Below are 18391 nucleotides of genomic sequence, written 5' to 3' on the forward strand. Positions count from 1 at the left end.
AAGAAGACATTTTATGAATCCATATATCGAAATAGCAGGCCGTAAAATTGGTCCAGATTATCCACCATTAGTAATTGCTGAAATAGGAATTAATCATGAAGGCTCACTTCAGGTGGCTAAAGAAATGGTAGATGCCGCTCAAAGAGCAGGTGTTGAGGTTGTAAAACACCAGACGCATATCGTAGAAGATGAAATGACTGATGCGGCAAAAAAGGTAATTCCAGGAAATGCAAACGTTTCGATTTATGAAATCATGGAACGTTGCTCATTAAATGAAGAAGAAGAGCTAGAACTTAAAAATTATGTAGAAAGTAAAGGCATGATTTTTATTTCGACACCTTTTTCTCGCGCTGCAGCCGAAAGATTAAAAAAGTTCGATATTCCAGCTTACAAAATTGGGTCAGGCGAATGTAATAATTACCCGCTTTTAGAACATATTGCTTCTTTTGGAAAGCCTGTTATCTTAAGCACGGGAATGAATACAATTGAAAGTATTCAGAAAGCGGTAGCTGTATTTGACAAACATAATATTCCAGTGGCTTTATTGCACACAACAAACTTATACCCAACTCCAATTCATTTAGTTCGTTTTGGAGCTATGGTCGAATTAAATCAAGCTTTTCCAAATAAAGTTTTTGGTTTAAGCGATCATACTTTAAATAACAATGCCTGTTTGGGAGCTGTAGCTTTGGGAGCAAGTATTTTAGAAAGACATTTTACAGATCATATGCAGCGTACAGGCCCGGATATTGTTTGTAGTATGGATGAAAATGCTTGTCAAGAATTAATTATTTCGAGTGCAGAAATTGCGCAAATGCGTGGCGGATCAAAAAAACCTGCACAGGAAGAGCAAGTAACTATTGATTTTGCGTTCGCGACAGTTTGTTCGATTGCTCCAATTAAAAAAGGAGAAATTTTAAGCAAAGAAAACATTTGGGTTAAACGTCCTGGTACTGGTCAAATTTTAGCAGAAAGTTTTAATGATTTACTTGGCAAAACTGCGTTAAGAGATATTGATAATGATGAACAATTAGATTTTAAAGATTTTAAGTAATGGATAACTTATACGATTTAGATAAAAAGTTTGAATATGAAAATGGGTTTTATGCTACAGCAGACCCTTCAAGATTTAGTAAATTTATTACTCATCTGGAATTCTTTAAACAAACTTCAAATGTTCGTGGAGAAATAGTTGAGCTTGGAATTTTTAAAGGAAATTCCTTCTTTAAATGGATAAAATTTCGCGATTTATTAGAACAGACAAATAGCAGAAAAGTTATCGGATTTGATATTTTTGGAGATTTTCCTGAAGCAGATTTTGAAGGAGATAAAGAAAGAAGAAATGCATTCGTTCAGGAAACTAATGGAGGTAAAAGCATTTCATTAGAAGAGATGAATGAACTTTTAATGAAGCAAGGGCTAAACAAAAATGTTGATCTTGTAAAGGGCGACATTTTGAAAACTTTAGACGAATACTTAGATAAAAATCCGCATCTAAAAATTTCACTTTTGCACATTGATGTCGATTTGTATCAACCAGTAAAGCATATTCTAGAAAGACTTTATGAGAGAGTAACTATTGGTGGAATCATTATCTTTGACGATTATGGTACTTTTGCTGGTACAAATAAAGCAGTAGATGATTTCTTTCAGAACAATGCAAAAATACAGAAATTGCCTTTTTCACATGCTATTTCGTACATCATTAAATAATGAAAAAAATCCTTTTTTTAACAGGTACTAGAGCCGATTTCGGAAAAATAAAATCATTAATCTCAATTCTTGAAAAACAAAAAGAATTTGAGGTTTTTGTTTTTGTTACTGGTATGCATTTGCAAGAAGAGTATGGTTATACTCTAATAGAAATAGAGCGATGTAATTTTAAAAACATTCACACTTTCGTAAATCATACGCACGAAACTACAATGGATTTGACTCTGGCTAGAACTATTGAAGGATTTTCTGCTTACTGCAATACTATAAAACCTGATATGATAGTGGTGCATGGAGATCGGGTAGAAACTCTTGCAGGTGCTATTGTTGGGTCATTAAATAATATTCTGGTTACTCATATAGAAGGAGGTGAAGTATCTGGAACTGTGGACGAATTGATCAGACATAGTGTAAGCAAGTTAAGCCATATTCATTTTGTTTCAAATGAAGAAGCTGCAAAGAGATTAATTCAGATGGGCGAAGTAAAAGAATCGGTGTTTACTATTGGTTCGCCAGATATAGATATCATGTTTTCAGATCAGCTGCCAGATTTGAAAACTGTAAAGGAATATTATAAAATTCCTTTTGAAAACTTTTCTATAGTTATGTTTCATCCTGTTACTACCGAAATTGATAACATAAAACAGTATGCAGAAAACTTTGTTAATGCGTTGCTAAAAGACGACCATAATTATATTGTCATTTATCCAAACAATGATTTAGGAAGTCGATTTGTTTTAGATAGTTATGATAAACTAAAATCAAACGAACGCTTTAGAATTTTTCCTTCACTTCGATTTGAATATTTTCTAACACTATTGAAAAATAGCCAATTCATTATAGGAAATAGTAGTGCCGGAATTAGAGAAGCCCCGTATTATGGCATTCCGATTATAAATATTGGTACAAGACAGCAAAATAGAGCAGTTCATGCAGATATCATAAATGTGGATTACTCTGAAAAAGAAATCACGGAATCACTTTCTATAATCGATTCTCATAAAGTAAAAAAATCAGATGATGATTTCGGAAAAGGAAATAGTGCTGAATTATTTCTTAGTTGTCTTCAGAAATCGGATATTTGGAAACTCAATCACCAAAAACAATTTAGAGATAGTTAATGCCTAAGAAAATTTTTATTTTATTGCCAGACGGAGTTGGGCTTCGCAATTTTGCATTTTCTAATTTTTATAAATTAGGAATAGAGAAGAAATTCGATATCACCTATTGGAATAATACTCCATTCGATTTGAAAAGTTTAGGTTTTAATGAAATTAAAATTAAAAATGCTAAATCATACCCTTTAACGGAGAGCTATAAAAATGCTCGAAAGCATATTGAGCTCAATCTGAATATTAAAGCAGAAAATGATTCGGTATACGATGGATATAGATTTCCATTTTCATATAAAAAATTAAAAATAGCTGTAAAAAGTTATTTGACTAGATTTTTTATTACGATTTACAATTCTGAAAAAGGATTAAAAAAGGTTCGAGAAAAAATAGTGAAAAACGAGAGAAAAACAGCTTTTTTTTCGCAATGCTTAAAGGCTCTTCAAGATAATAAACCTGATTTCGTTTTCTGTACCAATCAAAGACCATTATTAGCAATTGCACCAATTTTAGCTGCAAAAGAACTTAAAATACCGACTGGAACTTTTATTTTTTCTTGGGATAATTTGCCAAAGTCGACTATGGTTATAGAAACAGATTATTATTTTGTATGGAGCGAACATATGAAATCTGAGCTTCTAAAATATTATTCTTATGTAAATCAAAATCAAATTTTTGTTGTAGGTACGCCACAATTTGAAAGCCATTTTGATTCAGAAAGTATTCTGGATAAAATTCAGTTCTTTAATGAATATGATTTAGATTTCAATAAAAAATATATCTGTTATTCTGGTGATGATTTTGTTACTTGTCCAGATGATCCTCAATATCTGTCTGATACAGCAGACGCGATTAGAAAATTGAATCAGGAGAACAATAATTCGTTAGGCATTATATTTAGACGTTGTCCAGTTGATTTTTCTGGTCGTTATAATGCTGTTTTACAAAAAAATAAAGATCTCATTACAGCTATCGATCCAGTATGGAAAAATATTGGCGAAGATTGGGATACTATTTTGCCGACTAAAGAAGATGTAAAATTATTATCAAATACAATTTTTCATTCTGAAATGGTTGTAAATCTGGGTTCTTCAATGGTTTTTGATGCTGCTTGTTTTAAAAAACCTTGTGCTTATATAAACTACGATGTGAAAAACAAAATTGATGCAGATTGGTCTGTTTCAAAAATCTATAAATATGTACATTTTCGTTCAATGCCGAACAAAGATGCGGTTGTTTGGTTAAACTCTTCAGATGAAATTGCAGATCAAATAAAACAAATATTGAAACAATCTGATCAAATAGTAGAAAATGCACAAGAATGGTTCAAAATTATTAATCAGCATCCAGCTGAAGACTCTTCGGACAGAATATGGGAAGCAATAACAGAAATTTTAAGTTAATTTGTTAAATTAAAAGATTTATGTTTTTTAATTCTGTAGCATTTAGTCTTTTTTTACCAATCGTTTTTTTTCTGTATTGGTTTGTTTTCAATAAAAATAAAAGCACACAAAATGGCTTACTAATTATTGCGAGCTACTATTTCTATTCTTGTTGGGATTGGAGGTTTTTATTCTTGTTAGTTTTTTCTACATTTTTAGATTATTTCACTGGAATACAAATTGAAAAAAGTAAATCGAATAATAGGCGAAAATTCTGGTTTTGGCTTAGTGTATCGGTAAATTTAGGATTTTTAGGTGTTTTTAAATATTATGATTTTTTTGCAACTTCATTTGCAGAAATGCTTGGATATTTTGGATTTAAGGTAAGCCCGATTTTATTAAATGTTATTTTGCCTGTCGGAATTTCTTTTTACACTTTTCATGGATTATCGTATGTAATTGATATTTATTTGAAAAGGATTAAAGCAGAATATAATTTTGTAGATTATTCATTGTTTGTTAGTTACTTTCCTTTATTGGTTGCTGGACCAATCGAAAGAGCAACACATTTATTGCCACAAGTAAAAATAAAACGCGAATTTAATTTAGAGAAAGCGAAAGAAGGTTTTTTACAGATTATTTGGGGGTTGTTCAAAAAAGTTGTTATAGCAGATAATTGCGCTGTTTATGCTAACAATATATTTGATCATTATACATCAATGGACTCGTTTTCTCTCGTAATGGGATCTGTATATTTTGCTTTTCAGATTTATGGAGATTTTTCGGGATATTCAGATATAGCTTTGGGTGTATCAAAATTATTCGGCATCGATTTATTAAAAAACTTTAATTATCCATACTTTTCAAGAGATATTGCAGAATTTTGGCGTCGTTGGCATATATCGCTATCTTCTTGGTTTCGAGATTATGTGTATATCCCTTTAGGCGGGAGCAAAGGTTCTAAAATAATGCAAATAAGAAATGTTTTTATTATTTTCTTACTAAGCGGATTTTGGCATGGAGCCAATTGGACTTATATAATTTGGGGAGCAATAAATGCATTTTATTTCCTACCATTACTTTTAAGAAAAACAAACCGAAATAATATTGAACAAAAATCTATTGCATTTAATTTTTCTTCTCTAAAAATGATTTGCAGTATACTTTTTACTTTTGGTCTTACCTGTATTGCGTGGATCTTTTTTAGATCTGAAAGTATAAATATGGCGATTGAATACATTAAAAGAATTACACTCTTTACCTTTAGCCTAGATAGTTTGAAAGAACAATTAAGTTACATTATTATCATTATCTTGCCTTACTTCATTTTACTTGAGTGGAATAACAGAAGAAAAGAATGCCCTTTATTTGATAGATATTCAGGAATTAAAGCCATTATAACACTTATATTTATTTTGTTATTTGGACAATTTGATATTCAGAGTAAATTCATTTATTTTCAATTCTAAGTAGTTCTATTAGCATGAAATTTTTTCTCCAATATATTATCGGAATTATTAGTATAACTTTTATTGTTTCTTTCGGAATTCAATATCTGGCAGATAATGGTCTTCGAAATCTTAAGAATACTGAGTATAACGATTGGAAAAATATTGTCGATGGAAAAATAAATAGTGATATCATTGTAAATGGATCTTCGCGAAGTCTAATGGGGTATAATTCTCAAATTATTGGAGACAATTTGAAAAGAGATTGTTTCAATATAAGTTTCAATGCAGGATGTTATAAATTACAGGAATATAAGTTTGATATTTACATTAAAAGAAACAAGAAACCTAAAATTGTTATCCAAAATATTGATATGGCTCATTTTGGTGAGAATACAGAAATACCAGATATAGCACAATTTTATCCTTTTGTGTACAATGAAGATATTAATTCATTAGTAGGGAAATATGAAAACAAATTTAATTTATTTAAGATTATGCCCTTATTGAAATACAATCAGAGTTTTAAGATGCTCGAAGAAGGAATTGTGGCTAATTTTTCAAATGCAACAAAAAAAAATGCAACAACATTTAAAGGCTATTGTCCGCAAGATCGGGTTTTTAAAATAGATTACCATAACTTAAAAAAATTACCTCAACTCAAAGCAAAAGCACCAAACGAGAGAGAAATAAGGATTTTACACAAAATGATTTATTTTTATTTTTCGAGATTAGATAAAGATTCAAAACTTATATTTGTCTGGATGCCTGAAAATAAGATGAGATTAACCAAAAGTTATGATCTGACTAGACAGACAATAGTTGAGGAGTTAAATTCAATTCAGAAAAAATATAAAAATGTTATCTTCATTGATATGGCTTACGACGATATTTCAAATCATGATGAATACTATTATGATACATTTCACTTAAATGAAACTGGAGCAAATTTGTTCTCAAAAAAAGTTTCACTAAAAATTAATGAACACTTAAATTAATTCATGTTTTTCAATTCTCTGGCATTTGCCATTTTTCTGCCAATCGTTTTTTTTCTGTATTGGTTTGTCTTCAACAAAAATAAAAGTACACAAAATGCTTTGCTTATTGTTGCAAGTTATTATTTCTATTCTTGCTGGGATTGGAGATTTCTTTTTCTATTGGTTTTTTCTACGTTTTTAGATTATTTCACCGGAATACAAATTGAGAAAAGTGATTCTGATAAAAAACGAAAATTTTGGTTTTGGCTCAGTATTTTAGTCAACTTAGGTTTTCTAGGAATCTTTAAATACTATAACTTTTTTGCTAGTTCATTTGCAGAAATGCTCACTTCTTTCGGGTTCAAAACAAGTCCATTTTTACTGAATGTTATTCTTCCTGTCGGAATTTCTTTCTACACTTTTCACGGGTTATCGTATGTAATTGATATTTATTATAAAAGAATAAAAGCGGAGTACAACTTTGTAGACTACTCTCTATTTGTAAGCTATTTTCCTCTTTTAGTCGCTGGACCAATTGAAAGAGCAACACATTTGCTGCCTGAATTAAAAGTTAAACGCGAATTTGATTTACAAAAAGCAAAAGAAGGTGTTTATCAAATTGTTTGGGGATTAGTAAAAAAAGTGGTTATTGCAGATACTTGCGCGGTTTATGCAAATGCTATTTTTGATCATTATAATTCAATGAATTCTTTTTCGTTGATTTTAGGAGCAATTTATTTTGCTTTTCAGATTTATGGAGACTTTTCAGGATATTCAGATATTGCGCTAGGAGTTTCTAAATTGTTCGGTTTAGATTTATTGAGAAACTTTAATTACCCGTATTTTTCAAGAGATATTGCGGAGTTTTGGCGTCGTTGGCACATTTCGCTTTCTTCTTGGTTTAGAGATTATTTATATATTCCGTTAGGCGGAAGCAAAGGCGGACTTTGGATGAAAATTAGAAACACTTTTATCATCTTTATTGTCAGCGGGTTTTGGCACGGCGCCAATTGGACTTATATTATCTGGGGATTTATCAATGCTGTTTATTTTCTTCCGTTATTATTGTCCAACAGTAATAGAAACAATATAGATTCGGTTGTTTTAAAATGGAATCTAGATTCTATAAAAGTATTATTTAGTATTCTAACTACTTTTTTATTGACATGTATTGCCTGGATATTTTTTAGAGCCAGAACAATTACGGATGCCGTTTTGTATTTGAAAAGAATAATAACAGATAGAAACTTCGAATTTCAGTATTTAGAAAACGAAAGATATAATTACGAATTACTGTTAATGATTGGTTTATTTGTTTTAGTAGAATGGAATAATCGAACTAAAGTAGAACCAATTTCAGGAAAAAGAAGTATGCTGAAAATGGCTTTAGCTATTGTGGCTATAATTGCTTTCGGAACATACTCAGATTACAAAGAATTTATTTATTTCCAATTTTAATGAAAAAGTTTTTATTCTACATATTCAAAATTTTTCTGGTAACAGTTTTAGTTGCATTTCTCTTAGACGGATTGTACACTTACATTTTTATGCAGTCAAAAAATCGCGGAAAAATTGAAGCAGTTGTAAACTCTGAAGCAAAAAAATATGATGTAGTTATTTTAGGGTCTTCTAGAGCCAATAATCATTTTGTTTCTCAAATGTTTGAAGATAAAGGACTAAAAACCTTTAATTACGGAATGAGTGGTGGGCATTTATTTGAAGCTTCCTTAATGTTGAAATTAATGATAGAAAGAAAATACGAAATCAAAAATGTAATTCTAGAGGCAGATTTAAATTTATCAAATGAAAAAATGGCAGAAGGAATAGGATCTCTTTTTGTTCCTTTTATTCATAATTCAACAATTATAAAAGATCATTTTAAGAATGAAAGTGATTTTAACGAGCTGTACTATATTCCATTTTATAGATATATAAAATACGATGGGAAAATAGGTGTAAGAGAAGTTTTCTTTACAGCGATTCATAAGAAAACAAATTCACAGGACAATTTGGGTTATTACCCATTAGAAAAGCACAAAAATGGCAATATGAAAAATAATATTGTCAATTTAAATCCGTTGCCCCACAATAAATACTATGAAGAAATTAAGAGTATTTGTAAAGCGAACAACATAAATTTTATTGCCGTAATGACGCCAATGTGCGAAAATGTTACAGGAATGAATTATTTTGACAAAGTGAAAAAAGCCTATCCAGAAATATACAATTATGAAAACGTAGTTGTCGAAGATAAATATTTCTCGTCTTGTGGTCACATGACAGATGCTGGAGCAAAAATTTTTACAGCAAAAATCATCAAAGACTTTTTTAATAAATAAAAATGAATATAGCATTTCTAACTCCAGAATATTCACATCCTAAAGTTGCACATGCAGCAGGGATAGGTACGAGTATAAAAAATCTGGCTATTGCATTGCAAAAGGAAGGAAATGATATTACAGTTTTTGTTTATGGACAATCTACTCAGGAAATAATAGATGATAATGGAGTTAAAATTCATCTCATTAAAAATAGAAAACATTCTTTTTTTGGATGGTATTTACATAGAAAGCATATTGAGAAATATTGTAATTCGGTTATAAATAAAGAAAAAATTGAAATTCTTGAAGCTCCAGACTGGACTGGGATTACGGCCTTCATGAAGTTTAGAATACCTTTAGTAATTCGCTTTCACGGAAGTGATACTTATTTCTGCCATTTAGAAAAACGTAAACAAAGAAAGAAAAATTTTTGGTTCGAAAAATTGGCTTTGCAAGATGCAAAAGCATTTATAGCGCCAACAGATTTTGCTGGAAAATTGACCAATACGCTTTTTAAGAATCAGAAAATAGAAACCAAAGTTATCCCAAATGGTATAGATTTGACATTATTTAAAAATGAATTTCCTGAACAATATATTGAAAATACAATTTTGTACATTGGAACACTTATTAGAAAAAAAGGTGTTTTAGAATTACCATCAATTTTTAATCAAGTGCGAAAGAGTATTCCAAATGCTAAATTAATTTTAATAGGAGGTGATTCTTTTGATATTCAGACAGGCTCAGATTCGACTTGGAAAATAATGCAAAATAGTTTCGAACCTGAAGATTTGGAAAACGTTTCTTATTTAGGACAGATAGCTTACAAGGAAGTTCAACAACATATTAAGGAGGCGAATGTTTGTGTGTTTCCAAGTTTTGCAGAAACTTTAGGAATGGTTACTATAGAAGCAATGGCTATGCAAAAGGCAATTGTAAATACAAACATTGGCTGGGCGCAAGAACTAATTAATGATCAGGAAAGTGGCTTTTTGGTTCATCCAACAAATCACATGGATTATGCGAATAGAATTATAGAACTTTTACAGAATAAAAAATTAGCTTTAGAAATCGGAAAAAAAGCAAGATTAAGAGTTGAGGATAAATTTGATATAAAGAAAATTGCAAAAGAGAATATCATGTTTTATTCTAAGATTATTAATTCAAATAGCATCAGGTAATGATTATTGTTTATCATCAAAATAATACCATTGTTGAGGTTCAGTTTTCAGAAGAAATTGATGTCTTTGCGAACAAAAGCATAGCGCAAAACTTATTTGAAATAGCTGAAAAATATCCTGAACATCTGATTGTTTGGTGCCTTTTAGAATTAAAATCAAACTTAAATATTGATAAATTAGAGATAATTTTTCATAATAGGAGAATAATGGCATCTTACAATTTGTCGCAATATTCTTTTTTGCCTGATACAATTGGTTATATTGATGAATCTCTTTTTGTAAATGTTAAAAAAGATGTTACATATCCTACTTGGAAGATGAGTAGTGATGTAGGTGGAATACATGCTTCGGTATTGAAGGCTTTAAAAAATGAGATTAAGGCCGATTTGGATTTTGAATATTTCTTGCATTCAATGGCAAAATTAGCAATGATAAATGGCTTGTTTTGTTATTCTGAACCGCTATTAGTTAAAGGTTTTTCTACAGAAGTGCAAAAACATAATATAGATTACTTTTTGCTATTTCGTTTTGTAAAACACCATTACAAGACTCGATGGATCTTTTTATTGTTTTTGAATTTATTTTTATACGAAAAGAAAATAGCTGTTTTTCCATTATTTGCTAGTTTGTTTTATAAGCAAAGAAGCATAAATGAAAACGCGTTAAATACTATAACTTTTCAATCAAGCAAAAAAATAATTGACCAAAAAAAGATAGATATCATCATTCCAACAATTGGAAGAAAAAAATATCTATACGATTTCCTTAAAGATTTGTCTAGACAAACTCTTCAGCCTAAAAATGTTATTATAATTGAACAAAATCCAGATCTCGATAGCATTTCTGAACTCGATTTTATAAATACCGAAAATTGGCCATTTTGTATAAAACATCAATTTATCAATCAGGCAGGAGCTTGCAACGCAAGAAATTTGGCTTTAGAAAAAGTTGAAAACGAGTGGGTTTTTATGGCAGATGATGATATTAGAATTCAAGATGATTTTTTAGAAAAAGCTTTTGATTTCATAAAAACAGAAGGTGTAGAACAAGTAACCTTTGGATGTTATGAAGTTAATTATCCTGAGAATAAAAAAGAAGAACAAATAATTCAATGGGATGGTTTTGGTTCCGGTTGCAGTATTGTAAAAACTAAAAATATAAAAGGAATTTTTTATAATATGAGTTTTGAATTTGGCTATGGTGAAGATAATGATTTTGGAGCACAGCTAAGAAATGCTGGTTTTAATATCATTTACTCACCAAAACCTGAAATTGTTCATTTAAAAGCGCCAGTAGGAGGGTTTAGAACGAAACCAGTTTTGGCATGGCATAGAGATACAATTCAGCCGAAACCTTCGCCTACAGTTATGTTGTATAAGATTTCGAATTTAAAAAAACAACAGTTAAATGGTTATAAAACGGTTTTGTTTTTTAAATTCTATAAACACCAAAAAATTAAAAATCCGATAAAATATCTTTCAAGCTTCCGTAAGCAATGGGAGTCGAGTTTATTCTGGGCAGAAAAATTAAAGCAATAATTTTATTTAGATAAATTGATAAAATCAATTTCAATACATTATAATTCAATCAGACAAAATTACGTTTTTGATACAGATCAAAAGCACAAATTGAGTATTGATATGACTCAAATAAAACTTTCTGAGCTTAATTCTTTTGATATTGAAATTGTATTCGATCAGCCTATAATTGAATTTAGAAACTATGATTATACTTGGGTAAAATGCGATGAAGACAGAATTGCAAATGAATTTTCGCCAAAAATTATAAAACTGAAAAATGGGCAATATGTCCAGGCCAATATAAATGACGGAATTTGGGAAATAAATAAAAAAAATACTCATATTTTAAGTTGGCGTTTCAACCCTGAATTTGCAGAACCAATTGCAAATTATATTGATTTTAACAATAAAAAAGAAATCTCAACTGCTAAAAAAAGATTTGATTTTCCAGAAAAACCAGCACTTTTGTTTCCGGTTCAGAATGGAATCGAATTTAGCAGATCTAAATATCCGTTTTCAGCTATAGCTTGTTTTACAGATCATTGTGATTTTGATACTGCCGAAAACTTAGTCCTTCAAAGGAAATTCTTTGAAGAAAATAATGTTAAGGTTACAAAAGGTTTTTTCCTTAATCATTTTTCAAAACGAGCTGATAATGCTTCTTTTCAAAATGATAAAGAAGAATTGTTAGAGTGGAGAAACGACGGTCACGAATTATGTTATCATTCATTATCTCAATCTATAAAAAACGAAAAGGAAAGTTTTGAAGATTTTGAAAATTTTGTTCCGCCACTCAACGATTTAAAAGTTTGGATTGATCACGGATTTCAACCGTATAATTTTTCGCTACTCAGCAATAATGTATTATCTGAAGAAGAGTTTGGAGAGATTCTAAATGCTAAAAATATAAATATACTTTGGAATTATATTGATTCGGGAACTTCAACAAATGGTATAATAAATCAGTTGAATACGAAACATTTTACATTAGCTAGTTTTTTAAAAGGAAATAAGAATCTCGGACTAACTAAAAAGATTCAGTTAATGATTAAGAATATTATATTTCATTACTACAATGATGAAAATATGATTCTAAAATATAAAAATACCGCCGGGAATTTCAAAAAGATTATTTTTCAGAAAAAAATAAAGTTTCTTTTACCTTTTATAAAAAATAGCCTTTCACTTGGAAAGTCTATTTTTAAGGTAATTTTGTTTTGGGAAAAGGTTAAAAATAAACCTTATAAATTATCAAAATATTCGCCGATAGTTTTTAAAAATATAATAGGAAATAAAGAGTTTTATGTTTTTCAAACCTTAGAAATGCTTGATTTTAAAAGATCTTTATCAAAACATAACATTAATACTTTAATAGATGAAAAAGGTGTCTTTATAGCCCACACTTATTTTTCGGTTCCAATGAAATATCATCAAGGGAGATTGTTTGCTGATTCAAAAACAATAGATTTAGAAGTCTCAGAAAACTTTAACTATTTAGGAAATAAAATCAAAAATAGAGAAATCTGGAATCCGACACTTACCGAACTAATTGAATATTGGAAAGGTTTTGATAAAATAATTTTTGATATAGATTTGGATGGAAATATATTTGAAAAGAACAATATTTTACTGGAAATTAGAAAAGCAATTTAATCATAATGAATCATAAAGTTAAAACCCTTTTATTTAAAACAATTGCTTTATTGCCAAGTAAAGTAGACGATTTTTGTTACCATAAGATTCAAAGTTTTTTTGATAAGTCTACATTAGAAGATAGGTTAAAGAGTGTAGAGGCAACATATTTTAGACTTTCTAAAGTGTTGAAAGAGTTAAATATCGACTTGAAGGACAAAACTGTTTTTGAGTTTGGATCTGGATGGTTCCCAGCTATGCCTTATTTTTTTAAATATAAATTTGATGTAAAAGAAGTTCTCACTTTTGATATTAATAAGCATTTTAAAAAGGAAACGGTTGTAGAACTGAACGATATTTTTTCTAAGAAGTACGATTGTAATATAGAAATTAATTTGGGTAATAATTATAATCTCCCGTATGGCATTGAATATTTTCCTAATTATAATATTGTAGAGAATAATCTTCCAGACGTTGATGTTGTTTTTTCTCGTTATGTTCTTTCTCATATGAAGGCAAAGGATGTTGAGATTTTACACAAAAAAATTAAAGAGGAATACAGAAAAGGTACTTACGTTATTCATTTTATTTCACCAAGTGATTTGAGACAACATGGAGATAGTAGAATATCTGCTCAGGATTTTTTAAAATATAGTGAAGAACAATGGAGTAAGATTAGAACTAAATATGATTATCATAATCGTTTAAGATTGCCACAATTTCTAGAGATATTTAAAGAATATAACTATGAAGTTGTTTATTTAGAATATGAAACCTTAGATAAGGCATCAAAGAGATATGAGCTGTTTAAAAAAATTAAACTCCACCAAGATTATATCAAATATTCAGATGAAGAATTAATGGCTGGAAATATTTTCGTGATATTAAAAGTTTAAATAGATGATTTTATTACCTCCATTTTCGTTAATTATATGTACATACATGCGACCTGAACCATTGCTAAATTTATTAAAATCGGTTCAGGAGCAAACTTTATATCCTGATGAGATTTTAATTGTAGATGGCTCGCCAGACAATAAAACCGAACTTCTATTAAAAATAAACAATATAGAAAAATTAAAATATTTTTGCGTAGAGGAGAAAGATCGAGGTTTGACAAGACAACGTAATTACGGAATTTCGAAAGTAAATATTGATTCAGAAATTGTATGTTTTCTGGATGATGATGTTGTATTGGATAATAAATATTTTGAGAGTTTATTAGATACATATCGAGTTTTTCCAGATGCTCTCGGGGTTGGTGGTTATATAGACAATGAAACAAAATGGGAAAAAGTAGATGAGAACTACATTCCCTCAATTAAAGAATTTTGCTTCGACGGCTGGAAACGAAAAGACGGAAGCCGATTTGTACTTCGAAAAAAATTAAATTTAGATAGTGACTGTCCACCAGGGTTTTCTCCAAGATTTTCTCATGGACGAAGCGTAGGCTTTTTGCCTCCAAGTAATAAAACCTATCAGGTCGAACAATTAATGGGTGGAGTATCTTCCTTTAAAAAATCTATATTTAAGACATTTTCATTTTCGACTTATTTTGAAGGCTACGGATTGTATGAAGATGCCGATTTTTCGTTGCGAGTTGCAAAACAAGGAAATTTGTACTTAAATACGGCTGCAAGTTTATCGCATTATCATGCTCCATCGGGAAGACCAAACCACTATAAATACGGTAAAATGGTAGTGCGAAACGGTTGGTATGTATGGAGAATAAAAAATCCAAATCCAAAATTTACGGACCGTTTTAAATGGAATGCAATTACTATTTTGCTTACTGCGATTCGATTTAGCAACGTTCTAACAGAAAGTAATAAGAAAGTCCCATTAACTGAAGCATTGGGAAGAACTGTGGGGTTATGGAGTTTGTTTTTTAATAAACCAAAAAATACCCATGAGAAATAAGATATATATTTATGGTTTGTGCGATGTACATTACGATGCGTATTACATTGAAGGTATTAAAAAAGTTTACGGAAATTATAGATTTAATACATCCAAATTTCCAGAATTAAGGCAAGGTGCATTTGCATTTATAATAGAAAACGATCAATATTCTAAAAAAATAATTATTGATTCGACAGACAAACCAGATATTGAGCTAGAATTACTGGAATGGTGTGATATCTACGGTAAAATAAATTACAATCAGAATTACATACCTTCAGGAAGTCCTGAGAAGATTATACCAATTGGACCAAGTTTTGGAATTAAAATTTGGAGCCTTTTTGTGACATTTTATTACATGTTATTTAATTTTATAAAATTTAGAAAAGCAATTTCTAATAAGAGAGAATTCTTAGCGAATTATTGGAGGCAGTATAAAAGATTTCCTTTAAAAGATTATAAACCTTTAAAGTCTTCAAATAATCAAGTTTTCTTTATGAATAGTATTTGGAAAGAGGAAAAAAATACCAATAACTATAGAGCATTGTTTATAAAGACATGTAAAAAGTTTAAAGAGATTAATTTTGAAGGAGGTTTTGCAGCAAGAGCTAACGGAGATAATTTAGGATATGATAGTTTAGTGTATTCACAAATAATACCTTTAAAAATTTATTTAAAGAAAATTAAAAATTCTATGGTAGTATTTAATACTCCTGCAGTTTTATCTTGCCATGGATGGAAACTTGGAGAGTTTTTAGCATTAGGAAAAGCAATTATTTCAACAGATCATTATAATATGATGCCTGAGCCATTAAATAACAATGAACATTTGATCTATGCTAATAATGCTGAGGCGATAAGAGAAGCTATTCAAAAAGTAATGTCTAACGTACAGTTTAAAAATAAATTAGAATTACAAGCTAGAGCATATTTTGATGAATATTTAGCACCTCATTCGGTAATCGAAAAATTAACTAGTCTATAAATGAAATTTGCAGTAATTACACATGTTAATCATATTCTGCAAGCTAATGATTATTTTGGCTATGCTCCTTATGTTAACGAAATGAATATTTGGTTCAAATATGTTGATGAAGTAATTATTGTTGCGCCCATAAAAAACGGTGTTCCTACTGCTATAGAAAGTGCATATAAGCATGAGAAAATAGATTTTAGAAAAGTGCCAGATTTTAGCTTTACTAGTTTTAGCCGCATATTTAGTTCGATCTTCAAGTTACCAATCATTTTTTGGAAGGTATATTTCGCAATGAAAAATGCAGATCATATTCATTTAAGATGTCCTGGAAATATGGGGTTAGTAGGCTGTTTTGTTCAGGTTTTGTTTCCTAATAAAACTAAAACTGCAAAATACGCTGGTAACTGGGATTCTCAAAGTAAGCAACCATTTACATACAATATTCAAAAATGGATTTTAAACAACACTTTTTTAACTCGAAATATGGAGGTGCTAGTTTATGGGAATTGGAAAAATCAAACTAAAAATATAAAACCATTTTTTACCGCAACTTATTCAGAGTCAGAGAAAGAGATTATTGTAAAAGAAAGTTTAAATTCAGAGATTAATTTTGTTTTTGTGGGAAGTTTAGTTTCAGGCAAAAATCCGTTATACGCAATAAAATTAGTTGAGAAATTAGCGCGAAACGGCAAGTCGGTAATCTTAAATTTATACGGGGAAGGTGCTGAAAAAGAAAGTTTAAAGAATTATATTCAAGAAAATAATCTTCAAAATTTTGTTATTCTTCATGGAAATAAAAATAAAGAAGTTATCAAGAAGGCATATCAGCAAAGCCATTTTGTAATACTCCCATCTAAAAGTGAAGGCTGGCCAAAAGCTATTGCAGAAGCAATGTTTTGGGGATGTGTTCCAATAGCAACAAAAATTTCTTGTGTTCCTTTTATGCTTGATTTTGGAAATAGAGGTATTTTATTAGAAATGGACTTAAATCGAGATATAGATGAAATTGAATCTATTATTTTCCATGAAAATAATTTAAAAAACAAAAGCATACTTGCGCAGAGTTGGTCTCAAAATTATACTTTAGAACTTTTTGAAACAGAAATAAAAAAACTTTTATTGAAATGAGAATTGTTCAAATCATAGATTCGTTAGAAACAGGAGGAGCAGAAAGAATGGCTGTAAATTACGCCAATTCACTTTCGAATCAGATTGAGTTTTCAGGTTTAATTGTAACCAGAAAAGAAGGTTTACTGCGAAATTATGTTTCTAAAAATGTCTTTTATTTATTTTTAGAAAAAAAGTCAAGTTTCGATTTAAAAGCTGTTTTTAAATTGAAAAACTATATAAAAAGTAATAATGTTGATATAATGCATGCCCATAGCTCTTCCTTTTTCATTGCTGTTTTGGTAAAAATTATGATGCCTAAAATCAAAATTGTATGGCATGATCATTATGGAATTTCTCAAAATTTAGAAGCAAGAAAAAATTTCATTCTCAAAATAAGTTCCTTTTTCTTCTCGGGAATTATTTCTGTTAATAAATCACTTCAGAATTGGGCTCAAAATTATCTGAAATGCTCAGGGATAATTTATCTTCCTAATTTTATCCAACAATCAGATAAAGCTGTAAAATCGTTAGAATTACAAGGTTCGGATGGAAAAAGAATTATTTGTGTAGCTAATTTACGCCCTCAAAAAAATCACGAATTATTAATTCATGGCGCTTTTCAAATTCAGAAAAAATTTCCGGACTGGACTTTTCATTTGGTTGGAAAAGATTTTAATGACTCTTACAGCGAAAAACTAAAGCATAAAGTAGAAGAACTGAAACTGTCTAATACTGTTTTTTTTTATGGACCATTAGACAACACTCAAGGTTTACTTGAAAATTCTGAAATTGGAGTTTTAACATCTCTTTCTGAAGGACTTCCATTAGCTCTTCTCGAATATGGTTTTTCTGGTTTAGCTGTTGTGGCAACAAATGTGGGACAGATTCCAAATATCCTTTCTTCAGAAAAGGAGGGTTTTTTAATTGAATCTAATAATCTAGATCAATTGGTAAATTCAATTGAAAAATTAATTGAAGATGAAGATTTGCGAAAACAAATGGGAATAAATTTTAAATTTTTTGTAGAACAACATTTTAGCGAAAAATCAATTTTAAAGGACTATTTAAAGTGGTTAGAATCTTTGACTACTTTTGCAAAGTAAATAAAACGTATTAA

General features: G+C 29.6%; 16 protein-coding genes. All 16 read left to right on the top strand.

The features are described 5' to 3' along the window. Positions 1-13: 13 nt before the first annotated feature. The 16 genes from neuB to HNP35_RS18100 all read left to right on the top strand — a co-directional run bounded on the left by neuB (position 14) and on the right by HNP35_RS18100 (position 18377). The gene (gene neuB, locus HNP35_RS18025; protein ID WP_184165406.1) at positions 14-1054 is read left to right on the top strand and encodes an N-acetylneuraminate synthase; all 1041 of its coding nucleotides are present in this window, start codon (positions 14-16) and stop codon (positions 1052-1054) included. After that, positions 1054-1713, top strand: coding sequence for a TylF/MycF/NovP-related O-methyltransferase (locus HNP35_RS18030; protein WP_184165403.1), 660 nt, complete (start codon positions 1054-1056; stop codon positions 1711-1713). The genes neuB and HNP35_RS18030 overlap by 1 nt, the downstream gene beginning before the upstream one ends. Further along, on the top strand, positions 1713-2834 hold the full coding sequence (neuC, locus tag HNP35_RS18035; RefSeq protein ID WP_184165400.1) for a UDP-N-acetylglucosamine 2-epimerase: 1122 nt from the start codon (positions 1713-1715) through the stop codon (positions 2832-2834). Before HNP35_RS18030 ends, neuC begins: the two co-directional genes overlap by 1 nt. Continuing rightward, positions 2834-4228, top strand: a complete 1395-nt coding sequence (locus HNP35_RS18040; RefSeq protein WP_184165397.1) for a UDP-glycosyltransferase — start codon at positions 2834-2836, stop codon at positions 4226-4228. Before neuC ends, HNP35_RS18040 begins: the two co-directional genes overlap by 1 nt. 20 nt (positions 4229-4248) lie before the next feature. Continuing rightward, on the top strand, positions 4249-5676 hold the full coding sequence (locus HNP35_RS18045; protein ID WP_184165395.1) for an MBOAT family O-acyltransferase: 1428 nt from the start codon (positions 4249-4251) through the stop codon (positions 5674-5676). A gap of 14 nt (positions 5677-5690) precedes the next feature. After that, positions 5691-6653 (top strand): hypothetical protein, encoded by a 963-nt coding sequence (locus tag HNP35_RS18050; protein WP_184165392.1) that lies wholly within the window; start codon positions 5691-5693, stop codon positions 6651-6653. Positions 6654-6656: 3 nt separating this feature from the next. Then, a complete protein-coding gene (locus HNP35_RS18055) occupies positions 6657-8090 on the top strand; it encodes an MBOAT family O-acyltransferase (protein WP_184165389.1) in 1434 nt (477 codons plus the stop codon). After that, positions 8090-8971: a hypothetical protein gene (locus tag HNP35_RS18060; RefSeq protein WP_184165386.1), complete on the top strand. Its 882-nt coding sequence runs from the start codon at positions 8090-8092 to the stop codon at positions 8969-8971. The genes HNP35_RS18055 and HNP35_RS18060 overlap by 1 nt, the downstream gene beginning before the upstream one ends. A 2-nt stretch (positions 8972-8973) precedes the next feature. Next, positions 8974-10134, top strand: coding sequence for a glycosyltransferase family 4 protein (locus tag HNP35_RS18065; RefSeq protein ID WP_184165383.1), 1161 nt, complete (start codon positions 8974-8976; stop codon positions 10132-10134). Then, a complete protein-coding gene (locus tag HNP35_RS18070) occupies positions 10134-11672 on the top strand; it encodes a glycosyltransferase family 2 protein (RefSeq protein ID WP_184165380.1) in 1539 nt (512 codons plus the stop codon). The genes HNP35_RS18065 and HNP35_RS18070 overlap by 1 nt, the downstream gene beginning before the upstream one ends. A 102-nt stretch (positions 11673-11774) precedes the next feature. Then, entirely contained in the window at positions 11775-13307 is a 1533-nt protein-coding gene (locus HNP35_RS18075; RefSeq protein WP_184165377.1) for a hypothetical protein, read from the top strand. 5 nt (positions 13308-13312) lie between these two features. After that, entirely contained in the window at positions 13313-14182 is an 870-nt protein-coding gene (locus HNP35_RS18080; protein WP_184165374.1) for a hypothetical protein, read from the top strand. A gap of 4 nt (positions 14183-14186) precedes the next feature. Beyond that, a complete protein-coding gene (locus HNP35_RS18085; RefSeq protein WP_184165372.1) occupies positions 14187-15206 on the top strand; it encodes a glycosyltransferase family 2 protein in 1020 nt (339 codons plus the stop codon). Then, positions 15196-16173, top strand: a complete 978-nt coding sequence (locus HNP35_RS18090) for a glycosyltransferase (protein WP_184165369.1) — start codon at positions 15196-15198, stop codon at positions 16171-16173. Before HNP35_RS18085 ends, HNP35_RS18090 begins: the two co-directional genes overlap by 11 nt. Then, the gene (locus tag HNP35_RS18095; RefSeq protein ID WP_184165366.1) at positions 16174-17292 is read left to right on the top strand and encodes a glycosyltransferase; all 1119 of its coding nucleotides are present in this window, start codon (positions 16174-16176) and stop codon (positions 17290-17292) included. Continuing rightward, a complete protein-coding gene (locus tag HNP35_RS18100; protein ID WP_184165363.1) occupies positions 17289-18377 on the top strand; it encodes a glycosyltransferase in 1089 nt (362 codons plus the stop codon). Before HNP35_RS18095 ends, HNP35_RS18100 begins: the two co-directional genes overlap by 4 nt. Positions 18378-18391: the final 14 nt, after the last annotated feature.

The organism is Flavobacterium notoginsengisoli (genome assembly GCF_014207905.1).
Lineage (GTDB): Bacteria > Bacteroidota > Bacteroidia > Flavobacteriales > Flavobacteriaceae > Flavobacterium > Flavobacterium notoginsengisoli_A.